The 21,595-nt window shown below is 60.6% G+C and carries 21 protein-coding genes; 11 read left to right on the plus strand and 10 right to left on the minus strand.

Annotated elements, in window-relative coordinates; all coding sequences use genetic code 11:
• Positions 1-7: 7 nt before the first annotated feature.
• The 9 genes from FFM53_RS14710 to speB form a co-directional block, all read right to left on the minus strand.
• A complete protein-coding gene (locus tag FFM53_RS14710) occupies positions 8-1,618 on the minus strand; it encodes an ABC transporter substrate-binding protein (RefSeq protein ID WP_138389487.1) in 1,611 nt (536 codons plus the stop codon).
• Between the two features lie 107 nt (positions 1,619-1,725).
• Positions 1,726-2,301, minus strand: coding sequence for a UbiX family flavin prenyltransferase (locus FFM53_RS14715; protein WP_138389488.1), 576 nt, complete (start codon positions 2,299-2,301; stop codon positions 1,726-1,728).
• Entirely contained in the window at positions 2,298-3,740 is a 1,443-nt protein-coding gene (locus FFM53_RS14720) for a UbiD family decarboxylase (protein WP_138389489.1), read from the minus strand. Before FFM53_RS14720 ends, FFM53_RS14715 begins: the two co-directional genes overlap by 4 nt.
• 156 nt (positions 3,741-3,896) lie before the next feature.
• Positions 3,897-5,747: a LysR family transcriptional regulator gene (locus tag FFM53_RS14725; RefSeq protein WP_138389490.1), complete on the minus strand. Its 1,851-nt coding sequence runs from the start codon at positions 5,745-5,747 to the stop codon at positions 3,897-3,899.
• A 278-nt stretch (positions 5,748-6,025) separates the two neighbouring features.
• Complete coding sequence (lhpI, locus tag FFM53_RS14730; protein WP_138389491.1) at positions 6,026-6,997, minus strand: bifunctional Delta(1)-pyrroline-2-carboxylate/Delta(1)-piperideine-2-carboxylate reductase; 972 nt, start codon at positions 6,995-6,997, stop codon at positions 6,026-6,028.
• 156 nt (positions 6,998-7,153) lie between these two features.
• On the minus strand, positions 7,154-7,801 hold the full coding sequence (locus tag FFM53_RS14735) for an amino acid ABC transporter permease (RefSeq protein WP_138331783.1): 648 nt from the start codon (positions 7,799-7,801) through the stop codon (positions 7,154-7,156).
• Entirely contained in the window at positions 7,798-8,466 is a 669-nt protein-coding gene (locus tag FFM53_RS14740; RefSeq protein ID WP_138389492.1) for an amino acid ABC transporter permease, read from the minus strand. Before FFM53_RS14740 ends, FFM53_RS14735 begins: the two co-directional genes overlap by 4 nt.
• 144 nt (positions 8,467-8,610) lie before the next feature.
• Positions 8,611-9,408 carry a transporter substrate-binding domain-containing protein gene (locus FFM53_RS14745; RefSeq protein WP_003543549.1) on the minus strand — a complete coding sequence of 266 codons (798 nt, stop codon included), beginning with the start codon at positions 9,406-9,408 and terminating at the stop codon, positions 8,611-8,613.
• A gap of 84 nt (positions 9,409-9,492) precedes the next feature.
• The gene (gene speB, locus FFM53_RS14750) at positions 9,493-10,554 is read right to left on the minus strand and encodes an agmatinase (protein ID WP_173883588.1); all 1,062 of its coding nucleotides are present in this window, start codon (positions 10,552-10,554) and stop codon (positions 9,493-9,495) included.
• A 261-nt stretch (positions 10,555-10,815) separates the two neighbouring features.
• Here speB and FFM53_RS14755 point away from each other — a divergent pair, with 261 nt between their 5' ends.
• The 6 genes from FFM53_RS14755 to FFM53_RS14780 all read left to right on the plus strand — a co-directional run bounded on the left by FFM53_RS14755 (position 10,816) and on the right by FFM53_RS14780 (position 16,314).
• The gene (locus tag FFM53_RS14755; protein ID WP_064649722.1) at positions 10,816-11,892 is read left to right on the plus strand and encodes an extracellular solute-binding protein; all 1,077 of its coding nucleotides are present in this window, start codon (positions 10,816-10,818) and stop codon (positions 11,890-11,892) included.
• A gap of 93 nt (positions 11,893-11,985) precedes the next feature.
• Positions 11,986-12,870 (plus strand): ABC transporter permease, encoded by an 885-nt coding sequence (locus FFM53_RS14760; RefSeq protein ID WP_138389494.1) that lies wholly within the window; start codon positions 11,986-11,988, stop codon positions 12,868-12,870.
• Complete coding sequence (locus FFM53_RS14765) at positions 12,867-13,706, plus strand: ABC transporter permease (RefSeq protein ID WP_138389495.1); 840 nt, start codon at positions 12,867-12,869, stop codon at positions 13,704-13,706. Before FFM53_RS14760 ends, FFM53_RS14765 begins: the two co-directional genes overlap by 4 nt.
• A gap of 10 nt (positions 13,707-13,716) precedes the next feature.
• Positions 13,717-14,781 (plus strand): ABC transporter ATP-binding protein, encoded by a 1,065-nt coding sequence (locus FFM53_RS14770; RefSeq protein ID WP_138389496.1) that lies wholly within the window; start codon positions 13,717-13,719, stop codon positions 14,779-14,781.
• A gap of 131 nt (positions 14,782-14,912) precedes the next feature.
• Positions 14,913-15,782: a LysR family transcriptional regulator gene (locus tag FFM53_RS14775; protein WP_173883589.1), complete on the plus strand. Its 870-nt coding sequence runs from the start codon at positions 14,913-14,915 to the stop codon at positions 15,780-15,782.
• Between the two features lie 178 nt (positions 15,783-15,960).
• Positions 15,961-16,314 carry a RidA family protein gene (locus FFM53_RS14780; protein WP_138389497.1) on the plus strand — a complete coding sequence of 118 codons (354 nt, stop codon included), beginning with the start codon at positions 15,961-15,963 and terminating at the stop codon, positions 16,312-16,314.
• Positions 16,315-16,440: 126 nt separating this feature from the next.
• Here FFM53_RS14780 and FFM53_RS14785 read toward each other — a convergent pair whose 3' ends face one another.
• Positions 16,441-16,932 (minus strand): hypothetical protein, encoded by a 492-nt coding sequence (locus FFM53_RS14785; RefSeq protein WP_138389498.1) that lies wholly within the window; start codon positions 16,930-16,932, stop codon positions 16,441-16,443.
• A 315-nt stretch (positions 16,933-17,247) separates the two neighbouring features.
• Here FFM53_RS14785 and sdhC point away from each other — a divergent pair, with 315 nt between their 5' ends.
• The 5 genes from sdhC (at position 17,248) to FFM53_RS14810 (ending at position 21,578) form a co-directional block, all read left to right on the plus strand.
• The gene (gene sdhC / locus FFM53_RS14790) at positions 17,248-17,643 is read left to right on the plus strand and encodes a succinate dehydrogenase, cytochrome b556 subunit (protein WP_138331774.1); all 396 of its coding nucleotides are present in this window, start codon (positions 17,248-17,250) and stop codon (positions 17,641-17,643) included.
• A 10-nt stretch (positions 17,644-17,653) separates the two neighbouring features.
• Complete coding sequence (gene sdhD, locus FFM53_RS14795) at positions 17,654-18,034, plus strand: succinate dehydrogenase, hydrophobic membrane anchor protein (protein WP_018448193.1); 381 nt, start codon at positions 17,654-17,656, stop codon at positions 18,032-18,034.
• Positions 18,035-18,040: 6 nt separating this feature from the next.
• Positions 18,041-19,882, plus strand: a complete 1,842-nt coding sequence (sdhA, locus tag FFM53_RS14800; protein ID WP_028743656.1) for a succinate dehydrogenase flavoprotein subunit — start codon at positions 18,041-18,043, stop codon at positions 19,880-19,882.
• Positions 19,883-19,900: 18 nt separating this feature from the next.
• On the plus strand, positions 19,901-20,680 hold the full coding sequence (locus FFM53_RS14805) for a succinate dehydrogenase iron-sulfur subunit (RefSeq protein WP_003567268.1): 780 nt from the start codon (positions 19,901-19,903) through the stop codon (positions 20,678-20,680).
• 382 nt (positions 20,681-21,062) lie between these two features.
• Complete coding sequence (locus FFM53_RS14810) at positions 21,063-21,578, plus strand: protease inhibitor Inh/omp19 family protein (protein ID WP_011653815.1); 516 nt, start codon at positions 21,063-21,065, stop codon at positions 21,576-21,578.
• Positions 21,579-21,595 lie beyond the last annotated feature (17 nt).

Genomic DNA, 21,595 nt, shown 5'->3' on the forward strand with positions numbered 1-21,595 from the left:
GGACCTGCTATTTCTGGCAGGCATCCGCGCAGACGTAGAGGAACTGCTTTTGCAGGATGCCGCCATTCGAGGGAACGACGCCGCCGGTATTGTTGCGCAGCAGCAGCGAGCGCGTCTGTTCCCCGAAGATGTAGACCGGCATTTCGGTTGCAACGAGCTTCTGAACCTTGACATAGGCGGCTTTGACAGCAGCAGGGTCGAGGGTGGAGCTAGCCTCCTTCAATGCAGCGTCCATCTCGGCGCTCTTGTACTGTCCCCAGTTGAAAGCTCCGCCGGAACTCAGCAGATTGGAAATGTTCGGCTCTGCACCGTTCGACACCAGCACCCCGCCTTCGACGCAGATGTCGAAGTCGAGCTGCGTCTTGCACCGCTGGATCAGCGAGGCCTGGTCGACCTCGACGATCTCAGCCGAGGCGCCTTCATAGCCGGTCAGCACCTGCTGAATGTAGGCGGCAAGACGCTTCAGGTCCGAGTTGGTATAGGTGACGATCTTGATCGAGAATGGCTTGCCGTCCGCCTTCAGAGCATCGAACAGTTCCTGCGCCTTCTTCGGATCATAGGCGGGAAGAGATGAAGCGCTGTCGAAATACGGCGAATTCTCTCCAAAATAATTGCTGGGTGCCTTATATCCGGGCATCTGCGTGAAGGCCTGCATCAGCCGCGCGCGGTCGATGGCGGAATAGAAGGCCTCGCGGGCGCGAACATCCGTGAAGATACCCTTAGCCTGGTTGAGATAGGCGCGGTTGATGCCGCGGATCGGGATCTCGCGGGTCGCAACCCCCGGCGCCGTTGCGTTCGAGCCGAACTGATAGGGATAACCGGCCATCATCGTTGCGCCGCCCTGCACGACGGTGGCGATGCGGCTGTTGGTTTCGGGAATGATCGCAAACTTGATCGTATCCAGATAGGGGCGCGGCTGATCCCAATAACCGGGATTGCGGGCCATGGTCATCGATATGCCCTGGTTCCACTCGGTCAGCGTAAAGGCGCCGGCGCCCACCGGCTTGATGTCGGTCTTTTCCTTGGCGGCCTTCAATGCTGCCGGCGAGGCGATGAAGGGGCACAGCTCGGCGACCTGGGCTGCGAAATTGGCGTTCGGGGAGGACAGCTTGATCGTCAGCGTCTGTGGATCGACGACGGCGATCGCCTTGTTCCAGGAAGAGATGAACGGTTGCGCCGGCGAAAGCGTGGCCGGATCGGCGGCGCGGTCCCAATTGTATTTGACGGCTTCCGCGTCATAGGGCGCGCCGTCCGTGAACTTCATGTCCTTGCGAAGCTTCAGGGTCCAGGTCACGGCGTCGCTGCTGGTCAGGCTTTCGGCCATGCCGCCGGTCACGACGCCCTTGTCGTTGACGTAGACGATGAAGCCGTAGACGGCGTCGAGCACATCCATCGGACCGCCGGGATAGGTGCCGGCGGTGATCGCCGGATCCCAGCTCTTGATGTCCGAACCGTTGATAATGGTCATCGTGCCGCCGCTCACGGGTTTTTCCGTCTGCGCACTCGCGTGAGACGCGGCGAGCATCACGGGTGCGGCCGTCGTCAGCGACAACAGCAAGGCGGCGGCGCCGCGCATGAACAGGCTCTGCAACCTTCTGGAACGATTGTCTGACAACATCACTCTATCTCCTTTTTTTGAGTTCCCCTGGGGGAGTGATTGTGCGTCGTTGTTTTGCATGCGGTTGACATGATGGCCCGGCAGCTTTCAGCGCTGCTCTTCATGGCTCAGTCGTTATAATCCTCCGTCCAGCGCCTGACCGTCGGATGATGAAGCCCGAATTGATCCAGCGCACGCCCCACGGTCTGGTCGACCATTTCGGCGATTGATTTCGGCAACGTGTAAAAGCTCGGCACCGGCGGCATGATGACGGCGCCGTTGCGTGTTGCTTGGTCCATCAGCGCGATATGGCCCGCATGCAACGGCGTTTCCCGCACCATCAGCACCAGCCGGCGGCGTTCCTTCAGGCAGACATCGGCGGCGCGCACGATCAGATCGTCAGCATAACAATGCGCGATCCCGCTCAGCGTCTTGATCGAGCATGGCGCAACCAACATGCCGTCGCACCGGAAGGAGCCGGAGGCGATCGAGGCGCCGATATCGCCGTGGCTGTAGACCCGGTCGGCGAGGCCACGGATTTCGTCCGCGGTCTTTCCCGTCCCTTCGGCCAGTGCCGTGCGGATCGCCGAGGGCGATATGACGAGATGCGTCTCGACATCGTCGAAATCCCGGAGCATCTCCAGCGCACGCAGTCCGTAGATTGCACCGGAAGCCCCTGATATGCCGATGATCAATCGTCTCAAATCAGTATCTCCGGCTTGACGCGCAACAGCAGCTGGCGCATCCGTTCGTAGGAATCCGGCGGCGGAAGCGCCTTGTCGAACCCTTCACTTCGATCGCCTGCCTTCATCGTGGCGTCGTAACCGACCTTGGCGATCACGCCGCCGTCTTCCTGAGGCTCGGACCGGTCTGCCGGAAGGTCCGTGACGATGAGAATGTCGCGCTCCGCGCGCATGCGCGTCATCTTCGCCAATTCGACGGCATCGAGATCCCACGGGTCGACATCGCTGTCGACGATCGTGATGTTCTTGACGATGCTGACCGCACCCCAGCAGATCGACATGATGCGGCGTGCCTGTCCCGGGCGGGGCGCATCGACCTGCACGACCACATTGTTCCGTCCGCTGCCTGACGCGGTGACGGCAACCTCGCCGACATTGAGAACGGACCGCCGGATGACGGCCTTGAGGCTGGCAGCGATCGGCACCGCGCCGAGATAGAGGTGCTCCATATGGTAACCGGGCTCGATCACCTGCAACATCGCGTCGGAGCGGCAAGTCATGCATTCAAATCTGACGCGCACCCCGGAACCGTAGTCCTCGTACATGCCGTGATATTCCGAGACCAACCCTTCAAGGATCGGCTCGTCGATATGAATATGACCTTCGAGCACGATCTCCGCCTCTGCAGGCACGGCAAGATCGATCGACTTGCAGCGGACAAGGCGCACCGGCTCTCCGAGCAGCGATCCGGCGCAGTGCATTTCGTCGTCACCGAGCCCCAGATAGAAGCAGGCGGCAAGCTGAATGGCGGGATGCGCGCCGAGGACGACGGCGAAGGGGAGCGGCTCGCCTTTGGCGCCCGCCTTGCGGGCCATGATGGCGAGATGATGGTTCGGTGCAATTCCGATCATCGCCTCATTCGGACCAAGCACCTTGATACGGGCATAGGACGCGTTGCCCAGGCCCGTTTCAGGGTCACGCGCCACGATCAGACCCGCGGTAATGTAAGGACCGGTCTCCTTGGAAAAGAACGTTGGGACTGGAAGCCGGGTCAGGACGTCGTCCTGGAAGAGCTGTTGCTGTACCGGTGCATCGTCCACGAATACCGGCGGCACCGGAGACGCGATCGAGGACAGCAGCTTTTCCTGGATATCGCTTTTCGCAACGTCAAGCGCCAGGGCGACACGATCGAGATCCGACAGGATGTTGCCGAAGATCGGCATGTCGTGACCTTTGATGCAGTCGAGCCGCACCGCCGCCTTTTCATCGACGATGGAAAGAATGGCCGATACGTCGTGGATCGGGTCGACTTCCTCCGAAATCACCAGCAGCCGACCGCGACGGTCGAGCTCCTGAAGAATGCCCCGACACGACTGATCGCTTTCGCTGCGTGGCATTGCAGCGCCGGCCGTCCTGGATGTCATGGCCGCGTTTTCAAGCGGATCAGGGTGATCATTCATCCGGCAATCCTGTGAAAGTCATTTTCGAGGGCTGTTTTGATGCGGCAAGTATCAGCCGCAGGCCGGAGGCTGGGTAGCTCGAAAATCATGAATTGGAGGATAGGAAAATCAGAATGCTCCGCGCATGAGCGCGATTCGACACGATATGTTTTTAGATCACACCTGTCGGCCGAAGACGGCAACGAGTGACTGGATCATCGTCCGTTCGGCCTCGGACAGCGTCCTTTCGCCGGAGAAAATCACCGAGAGGTTTCCGGCGATGACGTCTTCCGTAATTGGCGCCGCGGTGAGGCGCCCGCTGTCGATATCCTGCTGGACCGAGGACACCGGCAGGACCGTACAGACCGGCAAACGGCGGACCATGGCGATGGCCAATGGCAGAGAACCGACGTCCATGACCGGCTCGACACGCAGATGCCGCGCGCTGGCGGCTGCCATGAACGCCTGATGGATACTGAGATGCTTGATTCCGAGAACCAGCGGATATCCGCAAACTTCGGCCAGTGGAATCTCCGTTCGACCAGCAAGGTCCAAGGCCGGATTGGCAATGACCGACAGGCGCTCGCTCGGCCCGAGATGGATCCGGGTCATCTGCGTCTGGACGGCACCGACAATGGCCAGATTGAGCTCTCCCGCACGTACCTGGTCGTGAAGCACAGCGTTGGAACCTTCGATGATTCTCAGCCGGTATTCGGGATGGCCAAGGCGGGTTGCCGTCAGTGCCTGCGCCACCTTGTCGGTCATGACGCTGTCATGCCCCGAACTCGGCAGCATGCCGATTGAGATGGTCGCCTGTGTGTGGGCGGCAATATCCAGACTAGCCCGAACGAGGCTATCGATGCGCTCTTCGATCTCCAGGGTGAAGGGAAGCAATGCCTTGCCGGCCTTCGTGCTCTCGGCACCGTTGCGCCGCCGTTCGAACAGGGGTTGCCCGACAACTGCCTCGATTTTCTGAATCTGAGTCGAAACGGAAGGTTGCGTAATATGCGCCGCGCGCGCCGCCGCCGAAATACCTCCGCTGAGATGCGCAAGGTTGAAGTAGTGCAATTGACGTGCCGTCAACTGCGGTCGAAAGACGATATTGGCCTCCGTTGCCTCCAGATTTTTCTTGAGGCTACAAAGCAGGGCGGACACGACCTCCTGGTCCGGCCCGTTTGCGCGCACGCCCAAGGTGCTCGACAAAGGCGGAACGAGGGGCTCCAGATGCAGGCGCGCCAGTCCGAGCCGGTCGGCGACCATGCTGCGGGGCATCAGGAACCGCATCTGCGGAAACTCGTTGAGCAGCCGATGAAGGTCTGCCGGCTCCTCATCCATCAGGATCATGCGATCGTGGATGCCATGCTCGTCCGCATATCGGATGACGGCATCGCGAAGTGCCTGACGCATTTTCAAAACGACAAATTTCTGATTGGGGGAGCGAAGATCAACCGCGGCCTCCGCCGTTCCGACGGAAAACCAGACCTCATCGTAAAAGGGCGTCATCGCAGGCAGGTTCGCAGATGGCACGCCGGTCATATAGCCGACTTCGATTTCCATCGAACTCGTGCTGCCCGGGATTTCCGCGGCCCTGTCATCAACAAGGGATTTTCCTCGCCCGTCTGCAAATATCACGTCGATCAGCAGGTCGGGTCGCTGGCGTTCCATATCTTCGACGGTACGTCCGATCGCCTTCGAAAATCGACCGATGGAGAAACTGAGATCGAGACGAATATCGATGCGAAGATGGTCCGTGTCCCCATTCCTCATCCGGCGCACGAACCTTTCGCGATGAAGGATGGCCGTTGCCTGCTGAAACAGCCAGAAGGCTGCCGGTAAAGGACTGAGGTGACCGCTTTTCCGGATGAAGAGCTTGAGTTGAAGTTCATTTTCCAAAGTACGCAGACTTGATGTCAGCGCCGAGGGAGCAATCCCAAGCTCGCGCGCGGTCTCTGCCAGCGTCGGGCTCTGACAGGCCAGCACGAAATGGGCCAGTTGCTGGATTTCGATGCGCGGCGGATTTGTATTCACTGCGGGTCTATATCGGATTGCACAAGGAGCTTACCCGACTATGGCACACAAAGCACTATACCGCACGAATATCAGCGCCGGCCCGTTGCTTCCCCTTCGCCCACCGAACCGACATAGGTCGGTTTCGGACTTTGGTCGGGCGCAGCACTGGCGATCGAATCCCTGGACATGCCAGGAGCGTCGAACCGGGAGCCCGTCTATTGAGGGTGCTCATTCCTCCTTAGAAAAATCGAGAATCTCCCGTCCCGATCATTCGTGATCGCCCGGATCAAAAGACGTCAGCCTGCGCTCAAGACTGCCTCATACACCATTGTCGCGGCGGCAAGATCAGCCAACGCCGTTCCGACTGCCTTGTAGAGAGTGATCTCGTCATTGGACGTTCGCGCTGGAACATCCCGGCGGCACAACTCGTCAAGTGTCGCACGCACCGCATCTGCAGCAATGACGCCCGCCCTGATCGGCTGAACCAGATCGCCCGCTTCGTGAAGGGCTTCGTGCGTGTCGATATAGACCGAGGAGCGCCGAAGCGCCTCGTCATCGGCCTCGCGCATCGCCGGGGTGAAGCCGCCGATCAGATCGACATGGGTGCCCGGCCGCAGCCATTCGCCCCGGATAAGCGGTGCTGTCGCCAGCGTCGCCGCGCTGACGATATCGGCTCGCCGCACTGCTGCTTCCAGATCCGTGACGGCAGTGGCCTGGAGCCCACGTTGCCGGAGGCTCTGCGCCAGCCGTTCGGCGCTGGCGGGATCGATATCCCAGATATCGACATCTGCGATCGGCCGGACGGCGCGGTAGGCATCGGGTATGAGGCTCGCGACGCGGCCTGCGCCGATCACCAGCAGGCGGCGGGCGTCCTTTCGGGCAAGATAGTCCGCGGCAAGGGCCGATGCCGCGACCGTGCGGCGCGCCGTGATCGTGTTTCCGTCAAGGAGCGCAAGCTGCATCCCGGTCCGACCATCATAGAGCATGTAAGTCGAGGTCAAACCGGGAATGCCGCGCACCGTGTTGCCGGGAAAGACGGTGACGATCTTGATGCCAAGGTAGCGCTCCGACCGGTGCGTTTCATGCCAGGCGGGCATCAGAAGCAGCGTCGCATCTGGCTCACCGCTATTGGCTATCGTGTGGTGATGCCGCACCGGCACGACACAGCCTTCGGCAAATGCTTGCCGCAGGGTCGCAACCAGCGCACCGAAAGGGAGGAGCTCGCCCGTTGTCCGGGCATCGAGAATACGGATTTGTGTGTCGGTCATTGAAACGATCTCCCGATAAGTTCTGGCTGCTGGATAAGGCGAATTCTCTGTGATTGAACGAGAGCGGCGCCGCCGCTGCGCGGCGTACCAGCTTTCAACCGGCATCGGCCCTTTGGACACGTCGTTGCGATCGGAATGCGGAGCATTGAACACCGCTCAGCCAAACGTCGCTTTCTTCTCCAGAAATCTGGCGTATTGCGTCAGCGGATAGCACAGGGCGAAGAAGATCACTGCGACGAGACCGTAGACCTTGAAAGGTTCGAAGGTCGCGTTGTTGATGGCGTTTGCGGTTTTCAGCAGTTCGTCGAAGCCGAGGATCGAGGCCAGTGCGGTGCTCTTGATCAACTGGACCAAGAACCCGACGGTCGGCGCGCGGGTGATCCGGAAAGCCTGCGGCAGGATGATAAGGCGAAGTTCGAGGAGACGATGCAAGCCCAGGCTGGCTGCGGCGTCCCATTGCCCGCGCGGCACCGCCTCGACGCCGCTCCGCCAGATTTCGGCAAGATAAGCGCTGGCGTAGAACGTCAGGCCGCAGACGGCGGCGGTCCATGACTCGATCCGGAAACCGAGCATCGGCAGGCCGAAGAACATCAAAAACAGCTGCATCAGGAGCGGCGTTCCCTGAAACAGGGCAATGTAGCCGGACGCGAAGCGGCGCGGCCAGCGCGTTTTCGATATCCGCGCAGACAGGATCGCCAGGCCAACGATGGCGCCGCCGGCAAAGGCTGCGAGCGAAAGCAGTAGGGTCCAGCGTGTCGCGAAGACAAGATTGCGCAGAATGTCCCAGAAGGTGAACTCAATCATGCCAGACCGGCTCCCAGAAAACGGCGTTTCCCGGCGAAAAGGAGCCGGCGAAGTGCGGCGGACATCGAAAGGTAGATCAACGTCGCCACCAGATAGGTCTCGAAGGAGCGGAAGGTGCGCGACTGAAGCAGATCGGCCTCCTGCGCCAGCTCGCGGACGGATATTTGCGAAACAACCGCCGATTCCAGCATCATGATGATGATCTGGCTCGTCAGCGCCGGAAAAATGATGGCGATCGCCTGTGGCAGGATGATCTTGAAGAACACCAGCCGAGGCCTGAGGCCGAGTGCCTGCGCCGCCTCCTTCTGGCCTCTCGGTATGGCATCGAGCCCGGCCCCGACCACCTCGATCGTGTAGGCCGCCATGTTGAGGGTCATGGCAAGGACGGCGGCAGTGATCGGATCGAGGCGAATGCCAAGACTAGGCAAGCCAAAGAAGATGAAGAACAGCTGCACCAGGAATGGCGTGTTGCGCATGATTTCCACATACAGGCCGACGAGCTTGCGCAACCAAGGATAAGGTCCCCGGCGCGCGGCTGCGCCGAGAATGCTGAGAACGATCCCGAGGACCGATGTGGAGACCGTCAGTGCAAGCGTCGTGCCTGCGCCATAAGCCAGAGCTCCCATTCCGTCCCAAAGCCAATTGAAATCGACGCTGTATCTCATCGCTTGTCCTTTGGAGCCGGATGATCCGGGCCGGGTCGGCCCGAAATCCCGATCCGCCTCTCAACCAAAGAATTGGAGCATGATGCCACCGCAATCGCTTACGGCTTTCGGCATCATGCTCTGGTGAGTGGGAGGCCGTGCTCGTCAGTCCTTCAGGTTTTCAGGGTTGAGCGGCGCTTTCAGCCAGCTCTTCGAGCTTGCGTCGAGCGAACCATCGGAGATCATTGCGGCGACGTTGTCGTTGACAACCTTCTTCAGGCCTTCCTCGCCCTTGCGGAGCGCGATGTGCGAGGGGGAGCTGAGGAGCTGGAACTTCTGCTCCGGCTTCAGCTCGTCCTGTCGTGCCAGAACCTGCGCGCCGACATCGTTGCCGACGACCATCAGCTGGGTCTGGCCGGATATGAAGGCCTGGATGACCGAATTATAGTTCTCGAAACGCTGGATCGCAGCCGAGCCGGGGGCGACGGCCGTCAGCGACGTGTCTTCGAGCGTCCCACGATTAACGGCAACGGTCTTGTCGGCGAGGTCTTCCTTGCCGCTCACCTTCAGCGCAGCCGGACCGATGACGGCGATATAGTAGGGGGCGTACGGGGCGGCAAAATCGATAACCTCGGCGCGCTCCTTCGAATAGCCGACGCTCATAAGCAGGTCGACGCGGTCGTCGTTCAGGTAGGCGATCCTGTTCTGGCCGGTAACGCTGACCAGATTGAGTTTCACGCCGAGCCCGTCGGCGATCTTCTGGGCGACGTCGACGTCATAGCCCTTGATGCTCATATCGGCGCTTGCCGAAGAGAAGGGCGGGAAATCGGAGAAGATGCCGATGTTGATCTCGCCTGCGGCTTTGATATCGGCAAGTTCGTCGGCCTGCGCGGCCCCTGCCAGGATGCCGAATACGGCAATTGCCGCGGTGGCGGTGTAGCGCAATTTCATAAGAGCAGTCATGTCGTTCCCCTTTTTGAGACGTGTTGTGCGACAGGTGATGGATGGCAGCGGGCGCGAGGCCCGCTGCCGTTGTGGAGCTGGTTCTCAGGTCAGCTTTGTCCTGACCGCGGGACTGAACATCGCGAGGCACAGGAGTTCGAAAAGGACCTGCGCGGCGATCTGCGCGGTGTTGGTGGTGTTGTCGTATTGCGGCGCGATTTCCACGACGTCGCCACCGACGAGGTTGATGCCCTTGAAGCCGCGCAGCAAGGTCAGGGCCTCCCTCGGCTGAAGCCCGCCGACTTCTGGCGTGCCGGTTCCCGGGGCGAAGGCCGGATCGAGGCTGTCCACGTCGAAACTGAGATAGGTCGGACCGGCACCGACAACCTCCAGAGCCTTTGCGATCACCGCCTTGAGCCCCATCTCCACCACCTCTTCCGCGTGAATGACGGTCATGCCGGAGGCAAAGGAGAACTCCCAGAGATATTCGCCGCCGCCGCGGATGCCGATCTGGATCGTACGCTTCGGATCGAGCACGCCTGCCAGAACCGCCTCGCGGAAGGGCGCGCCGTGATGGAACTTCGAGCCCTCATAGGGACCAGCGGTGTCGCAATGAGCGTCGATGTGGATCATGCCTACCGGCTGGCCGGCCGCCAGGCCCTTGAGGATGGCGCCGGAGATCGAATGGTCGCCGCCGACCGACAGCGGGATGACCCCGGTTGCCGCGATCATCCGGTAGCAGGCCTCGATGTCGGCATGGCATTCGGCCAGGTCGAACCGGCTGCGCATCGGCACGTCGCCGACATCGGCGACCTTTAGCCCTCCCATTGGCGCGACACGCAGAACATGCTCGTAAGGGCCTATACGCTCGACAGCCCGGACGGCCCGCGGCCCCAGCCGCGCGCCTGCGCGATTGGTGACGCCGAGGTCCATCGGCACGCCGATCAAAGCCACGTCAAGCGCCTCAAGCACCTCGGGCTGCAAGCCGTTCTCGATAAAACGGGCATCCAGAAAGGTCGCAGGATCGGCGAAGGGCCATTTGCGGCTGTCGCCGTCCTTGAATACGCTCGCCGCCACGGCGCGGAAGTGCGGATCTTCCATCTCCCCGCCTGCAGCGCTGCCGAAGCGCTTTCTCAAGTCTTCCAGAAAATCCCGGTCAATGGTCAAGGCAGGCTCCCACGGTATTGATGCTGCCATCATCATCGGCGCCGCCCGCTTCTCTTGGAACCGCGAAAATTCGAGAGGGGATATAACGATTCTTGATAGACCAGGTCTGCCGAGGCTCCGCGAAGCGGGTAATGCGTTCATCCGGACGTTCAGAAAACTTTATAACCCGGCGAGAATTTTCCCACTACCGCGGTTGGTAACCTCCAAGCAGTCTCCGATGCGAACGGTCCGGCAGAGGGCCGACAACAAAGGGGACCTACCATGTTGCACGATATGACACGCCGCCGCTTCCTCGGATCCGCCGCTGCCGCGGGGATTGCCGGCACGATGACCGGGTTTGCGAGATCCGCCGCAGCCGGCAGCGGCAATCTGACCGCCGTCGAATGGGGCGGCGATGTCGTCGAAGCGATGAAACAGATTGCCGCCGACCAGAATGCGGCGACATTCAACTGGGTTCTTCATCAGGGCGGCGCGGGCGCGATCCTGCCAAAGATCAAGGCCGTCTGGCCGAATGTCGACTACGACTACGTCGCCGGCTGGGAAGGCTCGTTCAACAGCATGGTGAAGGAGGATTGGCTCGAGACCATCAATCCTGCCGATATTCCCAATCTTGCGAATATTCCCGAGAAAATCATCATTCGTGACGGCAAGGGCAACATCAAAGCGGTCCCGCGCGCAGTTGGCGGCATGTATTTCGGCGCCCGAACCGACACGGCTCCGATCGCCGTGAAGACCATCGATGATCTGCTGAGCCCCGATCTCAAGGGTGCGATCTGCTGGCCGGGCCCGACACAGAGCATGATGCTCCAGATTGTCGCGCTCGCCCTTCACGCCGGCGGCAGTGAAACGAATATGGAACCCGGGTGGAAGCTCATGACGGAATTGGCGAAATCCGGCAATATCGGCCGCGTCGCCATCACCGATATTGACTTCACCAATTCGCTAACGTCGGGCGAGACCTCCGTCGGCTTCTTCGCTGAGCCCGGCTGGGCGGCCGTGGCGAAGAACTTCCCGGTTACGCGTTTCACCAAGGACAGCAACTTCAAGGCCTTCCTCTACCAGAGCGGTTTCGGCGTGCTGAAGAATAGACCGAACACCAAGGCGACCCTCGATTTCGTCAACTTCGCGATCAGCCCGGACATGAATTCGCTCTACGCCAAGGTGGCTGGCGAAGCGCCATTGAACAGCAAGGCGGTCACGCCCGACAACCTCAAGCATCTGTCCTTCACGTCGGACGAGTTTTCGAGCTTCGTCTATGTGCCGGACTACAATGTCGTTCTCGAACAGCAGGATGCCTGGTCCAAGCGCTGGGAGCAGGACATCGCCCCGTTGCTCTAAAGCGTGTCGCGGCAGGTTGTCGAAGGCGCGGGCGCGGCTTCGACAATCTCCCTTTCTCGTGGCCCGCAAGGGCGAGGAAAAGGCTGTTCCACCATGACCAAGGTAAGGCGGCAACCCGTTGCCATTTCTATTCCGGATCGCCGAGATGCTGCCCTGACGCTCGGGCCAGCCCTCCTGGTGTTCGCATTCGGTTTTCTGTCACCGCTCATCAACCTGGCAATCGAAAGCTTGAAGGAGTTTACGCCGGGGCGCGTCGGCTCCGTGGAAAATGCCGCAGCGACGGTTCAAAACTATTACGAGCTTGCAAACCAGGCGTTTGCAAGCGTCCTGCTGACGACCTTCTGGATCGGTGGAGTGGCCGCGATCATCGGCCAGCTTGTGGCATTCCCGCTGGCCTATTTCATCGTGCGGCGCATTTCGCCGCGGATGCGCACGCTCACCCTCGGCTTTTTGATTACGCTTGTTCTTTCCAGCGTCCTGATCAAGACGTATGCGATCGAACTGACCTTCGGGTCGGTCGGCATCTTCCGACCCTTCCTCTTGACACTGGGCCTCTCTCCCAACAGCCGCGAATATATCAATATCGTCGTTATTGCGGGTCTGGTTCACTCGATCATACCGGTCGCAACGCTAACGTTGATTGGCGCGATGCAATCGATCGATCCGCGTCTGCTCGATGCAGCCCAGTCGCTCGGCGCGCCGGGATGGAAAGCCCATCTGTCGATCACGCTTCCCCTGAGCTTCCCGGCCCTGATCTCAAGCACGCTCGTGTCGCTGACTTTCGCGATCAGCGCCTTCGTCATTCCCATGGTGCTCGGGAGGGGCCGGGTGCTTTTCATGTCGAACGTCATCTACACCCGGTTCAGCGATATCGCCAACTATCCGAGCGGCGCGGCGATCTCGCTCGTCATGCTTGCCGCGGCCTTGGCGGTCGTCGCTGTCATAACGTTTGCGCAGGCGCGGAGGGTTTCCCAATGAGCATGCAGTCTTTTGCAGCGAGAACCGGAGACCGGATCGCCGGTTCCCTTGCCTACGGTGTCATCGGCCTTGGATTGGCGTTCCTCGCCATCCCGTTGGTGATAACCTGCGTCATGGCTTTCGACGCCAGGACCTATCTCGGCCCGATGCCGCCACCTGCCTTGTCGCTTCACTGGTTCGAACGGCTCGTCTCCCAGGCGGATATCCTTGCCAGCCTGCGCACCAGCCTCATCCTGGCGGTACTCACGACGGTTCTGTCCGTCACGATTGGAACTGCGGCGGCTGTCGGTCTTGCCCGGGGCAATTTTCCAGGAAAGGCAGCGCTGACTTCGGCCTTTCTCTCGCCGCTCATCGTCCCGCCTGTTGTCATTGGATTCGGCCTGCTGCTTTTCCTGTCCAAGGCCGGTATCACAAATGGTATGGCGCGCCTGCTCCTCGGCCACGTGATCATTACGTTGCCCTATTGCATAAGGACCAGTCTCGCCAGCCTTCTCGGTAGCGACCAACGATTGACGGAAGCCGCAATGATTCTCGGCGCCACCGAGCGCCAGGCCTTCTGGACCATTACCCTGCCGCTGATGCGGACGGGCGTCGTCACCGGCGCGATCTTCGCCTTCGCAATTTCGATGGATGACGTATCGATCAGTCTCTTTCTGAGCGATCCATCCGCAACGACCTTGCCTGTTACGCTGGTCAGCAACATGCGCGCGGCTTTCGATCTGACGATCGCTGCGGCGGCCGTGGTCCTGATTGCCGTCACCGCGTTGCTGATCGTCGTGCTGGACCGTGTCGTCGGCTTCGACACAGTCGTCGGCCAAGGCCTGTTTCGTTCATGAGGACAATACGATGATTTCTGCCGTGGAATTTCAAGGGGTCAGCAAGCGCTTCGGCGAAACTGTCGCCCTCGGTGATGTCTCCTTCTCGGTGAACCCAGGTGAAACAATCGCACTGCTTGGACCGAGCGGCTGCGGCAAGACCACCATTCTTCGGCTCATTGCCGGATTCGAGCGGCCCGACAAAGGCTCGATCCTAATCGACGGCGAGCCGATGGCCGGATTGAAACCCTATGAACGCAATGTCGGGCTGCTGTTCCAGCACTACGCCCTTTTCCCGCATATGACCGTCGAACAGAACATCGGCTACGGACTTCGCCATCGCAACCATCCGCCGGGGCAAATACCGCGCCGCATTGCCGAGCTGCTTGAGCTCGTCCGGCTCGTCGGTTTCGGACAGCGGCGGCCGCACCAGTTGAGCGGCGGCCAGCAGCAGCGCGTTGCGCTTGCGCGGGCGCTTGCCACTCATCCGAGCCTCCTTCTTCTGGATGAGCCGCTGTCGGCCCTCGACGCCAAACTTCGGCATGAGCTGCGCACCGAATTGAAGGATGTGCTCGCCGCGGTCGGCTCGACCGCCATCGTGGTAACCCACGACCAGGAGGAGGCGATGAGCCTGGGAGAGCGTATATTCGTGATGAACCGTGGAACAATCATGCAATCCGGCAGGCCGGATGATGTGTATTGGCGTCCAGACTCGCGTTTCGTTGCGGATTTCATGGGTCGGACGAATTGGATTCATGGCTCGATTTCGGCCTCGGGCGGAACGGCCGGCAAATTTCGCTCCGAATCCGGCTGGGAGTTTCCGGTCGCCTCCACGGCAAGTCTTTCAGGTGCCGCCGAGATTTGCGTGAGGCCGGAAAGCGTCGAGATATCGTCCGGCGCTCCGGCTGCCGGAGCCATGCCCGGACGTGTTGCCGACGTCGTGACACTCGGTGCCTTCAGGCATGTCGTTCTGGACCTTGCCAGTGGCGACCGCATAATCTCGGCTTGCCCGAACCGTCCAGACATAGCCTTCGCTCGCGGGCAGGAGATCAGCGTTTCCATTCCCCCCGAGGCATGCGTTCTCTTCGCGCGATAGGCTGGCATTGATGGGGCGCAGCTTGCGCTGCGCCCGGGCTAAGGGTCACCAGTTGCCGGAAGGACATGGTTCGTCCAATATCCACTTATAGGCGGAGAGGCCCTCGGCTCTCGAGCGCCACAAAGTATGGAATGCGGCCTCTGATGCTTGATCTTGATTCCTATCTGCTTCGTGCATTTCTGACCGTCGCGGAGATCGGCACCGTCAATGGAGCAGCCGTCAAGCTGAACAGAACGCAGGCGGCCGTGAGCATGCAGATCCGCAAGCTGGAGGAGCTTGTCGGCGTTACGCTGTTTTCGCGTTCGTCAAAGGGCCTCGAGCTCACGAGCCATGGGCAGATCATGCTGGCTTATGCCCGCGAAATGGTCGCCCTCAGCGACGAGGTCGGGAAAAGGCTGACAGGCAAGATGATCGAGGACCGCATTCGCCTCGGCGTCGTTGAGGACTTCGCAGCCGGCCACCTGATCGACATTCTTAGTGCCTTCAGAGCCCAGAACCCGAAGGTCGAGATCGACATCATTGTCGAGCCGAATCGCCGCCTCGCCAAACTGTTTGAAGACAGGAAGCTGGATCTCGTGGTTTGCGACATCACCTGCCTCTCGCGAAAACCGACCCTGATCTGGACCGAATATTTGATGTGGACGGTCAGATCCGACTTCGTGGTGGATGCGGAAAAACCGCTTCCCATCATTATGTTCGAGGAGGAGTGTCCCTGGACGCTCCCGACGATTGCAGCTCTGTCCCAGCGGAACGTCAAGTGGAAGACGGCGTGCGTCGCATCGACGCTGGTCGCTATGGCGACCGCGGTTCGCGTCGGTATCGGTATCGCGCCAATGATGCTCACCACGAAACCGGAGGGTTGCCGGACGCTTGACAGATCGGCGGATCTGCCCGGTCCGGTGCGTATCGAGATCGGTCTCTATGCTCAACCCGAGACGGCCGAAGGTGCGCGCTACCTTGTGGACTTCATTTCGCGGCATACGGCCATATTGTCCAGCTAGAGCATGATGCCGAAAAGTGTGATCGGTTTTCGGAAGACATCATGTTCTAGGAGCGTTCAGCTTCCATTATATCGGGTCAATTTAATTCCCTCTACCGGAGTTGCGAGCGAAGCCCCACAGTGATCGGATGAAGGGTCGACGACCCAATCTCAAGCATTCATGGAAGTCTGCGAATACGATGATGGGGCAAGCCAAAGTTGACGAAACTCTCCTTGCGGACGCCGCCTATCTGCCCGGCCAGGTCGCAAACCTGACGAGGGGAGCGAGCGTGACGGCGCAGACCAACGAAATACTGGAGCGCATCAATGACATGCTGCTGCGCGAAGGTACCGACAAGTCAGAGGTCATTCTCGCCAATATCTGGCTCAGGGACCTTGCCTCATTCGAGGAAATGAACAGAGCCTGGGATGCTTGGATGCCGGATAGCGGAACGCCACGGCGGGCGACGTTTGAGGACAAGAATCTCCCGCCGATGTGTGCCATCCGTATCGACGTAGCCGCGTCGCGAAAGAGTGGGGCCGGGCAAATTTGAGCCGCTTGCGTTCGTCATCGTGCTCTAAAGTGCGTCGCGATCTTTCAGACGCTCCTCGCGTTTTAGGTCTTTGTTGTTGCGCATGTCGTTATCGCAAAACCGCGGCACACTTTTGCGCGACATGCTCTAAGGCCGGATGACGCAGACATTGGCCTCATAGGTGCAGGGATCGTCCTGTACTGCGATATCGATGACCTTTGCTTTCGGGGCCAGCAGCTCTGGCCGTGCAGAGGGATAGAAGCCATAGCGCTCGCCGCCGACATAGGTTCCGCCATCGGCCTGATAGACGTAAGACGTGCCGGCATAGGTGTCGCCGCCGTCACTCTGTGCCTGTGGTGCGACGACGATGATATTGTTGCGGGTGACGCGATTGGTCGCCGGCGATGAAAAATGTTTCAGGAACGGCATCCGTTCTTTGCGGTTCCGATATCGATAGGCGTTGTCGAAACGGATGCCGCGATTGCGCGAGTTCACACGTTCGCCGAGAAGCAGTCCGCCATGAAAAGCGTGGCGGTGGTCGGAAAAGCGACGATCATGACGGCGGTCGACGGCTTCGGCGGGTAGTGCCGCAAGCACGGACAGGGCAAGCAGGGCGACTGCGGACAGACTGCGAAACATGGGTGGCCGGCCTCCGGAATTCCGATCCCTAACAAATCGTTAACGCCAGATTGCGCCAAAAGCCGGAGCTTGTCCATTCAGGTCGGACAAGCGGCACAAAATTTGAGCGGAAAAGACCAGTTTCGTTAGCCTGCAAACTTCCCGGTAACGCGAATCGATTAAATTAAAAGCAGACAGCGATTGTGCTTGTCGTCGGCGGTTCCGGTGATTAAACGTCGCAATTGATGCAACGCACACAGAGAATTTTGTCATTCGTGTGGTTGACTGAGCATGCTCCGAAATCCGGGAGCGCAGAGAAGCCGCCGCGAGGTTCTGATGGCGAACGTGACAAATAACCGGCCCCTATCGCCGCATCTGCAAATCTACAAACCTATTCCCACCATGGTCATGTCCATCGTCCACCGCATTACCGGTGGCGCGCTCTACGTCGGCACGCTGCTCGTCGCCTGGTGGCTGATCGCGGCGGCAAGCGGACAGGGCTCCTATGACTGGGCCAACTGGGTGCTCGGCAGCCTTCTCGGCAAGCTCGTGCTTCTCGGCTATACTTGGGCGCTGATGCACCACATGCTCGGCGGCTTCCGCCACTTCATGTGGGATCTCGGCTATGGCTTCGGGAAAGAGTTCTCGACCAAACTCGCCATCGCCAACATCATCGGGTCGCTCTGTCTGACCGTGTTGGTCTGGGTGATCGGCTTCCTCATTCGCTTCTGAAGGTCCCCTCATGGATATGCGCACCCCCCTCGGCAAGGTTCGCGGGCTCGGCTCCGCCAAGGACGGCACGGATCATTTCTGGCGCCAGCGGCTGACGGCCGTCGCCAATGTTCCGCTGATCCTCTTCTTCGTCATCTTCATGCTCGCCTATGCCGGCGCGCCCTATGCGGATGTGGTTCGCGCGCTGTCGAACCCCTTCGTCGCGGTGGTCATGGGGCTGATGGTGATCTCGGGCGTCATCCACATGAAGCTCGGCATGCAGGTCATCATCGAGGATTACGTGCACGGCGAATTCGGCAAGATCGTTCTCCTGATGCTGAACACGTTCTTTGCGATCCTGATTGCCGGCCTCTGTCTCTTCGCCATTCTGAAAATCGCATTCGTAGGATAAGCTGACATGGCACCGACTTCACCCGCCCAGAATGGCAAAGCCTACAAATATGTCGATCACTCCTACGACGTGATTGTCGTCGGCGCCGGCGGCGCCGGGCTGCGCGCCACGCTCGGCATGGCCGAGCAGGGTTTCCGCACGGCCTGCATCACCAAGGTATTCCCGACCCGCTCGCATACGGTCGCGGCCCAGGGCGGCATCGCCGCCTCGCTGCGCAACATGACGCCGGATAGCTGGCAGTGGCACCTCTACGACACCGTCAAGGGTTCCGACTGGCTCGGCGACGTCGACGCCATGCAGTATCTCACCATGGAAGCGCCGAAGGCGGTCTATGAGCTCGAGCATTACGGCGTGCCGTTCTCGCGCAACGAGGAAGGCAAGATCTATCAGCGCCCGTTCGGCGGCCACATGCAGAATTACGGCGAAGGCCCGCCGGTACAGCGCACCTGCGCCGTTGCCGACCGTACCGGCCACGCCATCCTGCATACGCTCTACGGCCAGTCGCTGCGCAACAATGCCGAGTTCTTCATCGAGTATTTTGCGCTCGACCTGATCATGTCGGAAGACGGCAGCCGCTGCACCGGCGTCATCGCCTGGTGCCTGGATGACGGCACGATCCATCGCTTCGCCGCCAAGATGGTGGTGCTGGCGACCGGCGGCTACGGCCGCGCCTATTTCTCGGCAACGTCAGCCCATACCTGCACCGGCGACGGCGGCGGCATGGTGGCGCGCGCCGGCCTGCCGCTGCAGGACATGGAATTCGTTCAGTTCCATCCGACCGGCATCTACGGTTCGGGCTGTCTGATCACCGAAGGCGCGCGCGGCGAAGGCGGTTACCTCGTCAACTCCGAGGGCGAGCGCTTCATGGAACGTTACGCCCCTTCGGCCAAGGACCTTGCTTCGCGCGACGTCGTTTCGCGCTGCATGACGCTTGAGATCCGCGAGGGCCGCGGTGTCGGCAAGGCGAAGGACCACATCTTCCTGCATCTCGACCATCTCGATCCGGCCGTTCTTCATGAACGCCTGCCGGGGATTTCCGAGAGCGCCAAGATCTTCGCCGGCGTCGACGTCACGCGCGAACCGATCCCGGTTCTGCCGACCGTTCATTACAATATGGGCGGCATTCCCACGAATTATTGGGGCGAAGTGCTGAACGCCGACGGCGCCAATCCGGAACGGATCATCCCCGGCCTGATGGCTGTGGGTGAGGCCGGCTGTGCCTCGGTGCACGGCGCCAACCGTCTCGGCTCCAATTCGCTGATCGACCTCGTGGTCTTCGGCCGGGCCGCTGCGATCCGCGCCGGCGAGGTGATCGACCGCGCCGCGCCGATCCCGCATCTCAACGTCGCAGCCTGCGACAAGATCATGGACCGCTTCGACGGTCTGCGTCACGCCAGCGGCGGCACGCCGACGGCGGAGCTGCGCGAGAAGATGCAGCGCGCCATGCAGGAAGACGCCGCGGTGTTCCGGACGCAGGAATCGCTGGAATCCGGTTGCCGGCGCATCTCGGCAATCTGGGGCGAGATGAAGGACATCAAGGTCACCGACCGCTCGATGATCTGGAACTCGGATCTGGTCGAGACGCTGGAGCTGCAGAACCTGATGGCCAACGCCATCACGACGATCTACGGCGCCGAGGCCCGCAAGGAGAGCCGCGGTTCGCATGCCCGCGAAGATTATACCGAGGGTGCATTCGCTGGCCGCGACGACGTCAACTGGCGCAAGCACACACTCGCCTGGGTGAACGAGGCAGGCGATGTGAAACTCGACTATCGTCCTGTTCACACCGAGCTCATTGCCGAAGGCATCGATCCGCACAAGATCGAGCCGAAGGCTCGCGTGTACTGATCTCAAGAGGAACCGGACATGGTTGAACTCGCTCTCCCCAAGAATTCTCAGATGCGCGAAGGCAAGGTCTGGCCGAAGCCGGCGGGTGCCAAGAACACCCGCGAGTTCCGCGTCTACCGCTGGAGCCCGGACGACGGTCAGAACCCGTCGATCGATACCTTCTATATCGATGTCGACGATTGCGGGCCGATGGTGCTCGACGGTCTGCTCTACATCAAGAACAAGATCGACCCGACGCTGACGCTGCGCCGCTCCTGTCGCGAGGGCATCTGCGGCTCCTGCGCGATGAATATCGACGGCACGAACACGCTCGCCTGCACCAAGGGCCTTGACGATATCAAGGGCGCGGTGAAAATCTATCCGCTGCCGCATCTGCCCGTCGTCAAGGATCTGGTTCCGGACCTCACCAACTTCTATGCCCAGCATCGTTCGATCGAGCCATGGCTGAAGACGGTGTCGCCGGCGCCGGCCAAGGAATGGAAGCAGAGCCACGAGGACCGGCAGAAGCTTGACGGCCTCTATGAATGCATCCTTTGCGCCTGCTGCTCGACCTCCTGTCCGAGCTACTGGTGGAATGGCGACCGCTATCTCGGCCCGGCCGTTCTGCTGCAGGCCTATCGCTGGCTGATCGATTCCCGAGACGAGGCGACCGGCGAGCGCCTCGACAATCTTGAGGATCCGTTCCGCCTCTATCGCTGCCACACGATCATGAACTGCGCGCAGACCTGCCCGAAGGGCCTCAACCCGGCCAAGGCGATCGCCGAAATCAAGAAGATGATGGTCGAGCGCCGGGTTTGATCGGCGTGCAGGCCGATGGCGGAATGACGGCTTCGATCCCGAAGCCGTCACCGAGATCTGCTCGCGGCTCCTCAGTGGTGCGCGGATAGACAGCCGATCGGTGCTGGTGAAATCCTCCTGCAGAACTCTCTGGAGCGGTATTCCGAGACATTGCGCGAGTTCGACAGGGATCCTGACAGAGATGAACGCGCGCAACACCTTGCTGACAAATTCTGTGTGCAGGAAGTTTTGCAGCGGGACAGTTGAACTGTATCGTTTTTCGGTTAGTTGTTGTCACGGGCAATTTATGCAGCACGACTTGATTAACCAAATCGAATTACGATAATCGGACTTGTCTCACGCCCGTTTCTCTACGGCGATAGCCGAATTCAGGAGTATGATGATGCAGTTGCGATATGCGATGACAGGTCTGGTGGTGGTTCTGTCGCTAGCCGGTTGTCAGCGTACGGCATATGATTACAGCTCCAACGCCAGTGCCGGCCCGGCGCCGTTGACGGCGCAGCCGGTGCCCTCGGTGCAGGGCGGGCAGCTTCCGCCGCCGACCGGCGGCTCGCAGTTTCCGGCCGCGCCGACGACAACGGCGCCGATGCCGGGCGCTGAGCCTGGTGCAATGGCCGCGAATGCGCTCGATATCACCAAGGAATCGATGGTCGGAAGCTGGCGCGTCAACGGTAGCTGCGACATGTTCCTGACGCTCACCAATCTCGGCAGCGGTTCGCGCGGCGGAACGCGTGGCTGTGTCGGCGAGCTGACGGCGATGGGCTCCTGGGAGGTCGCCGGCAAGCAGGTGCTGCTCAAGGACCGCTCGGGCAACCAGCTGGGCAGCGTCTACAAGACGGCCGACAACCGCTTCCAGGGACAGACGAGCACAGGCCAGTCGATCAGTCTCAGCCGGTAAATGTTCCGGCGGGTCTC

Source organism: Rhizobium indicum (genome assembly GCF_005862305.2).
GTDB lineage: Bacteria > Pseudomonadota > Alphaproteobacteria > Rhizobiales > Rhizobiaceae > Rhizobium > Rhizobium indicum.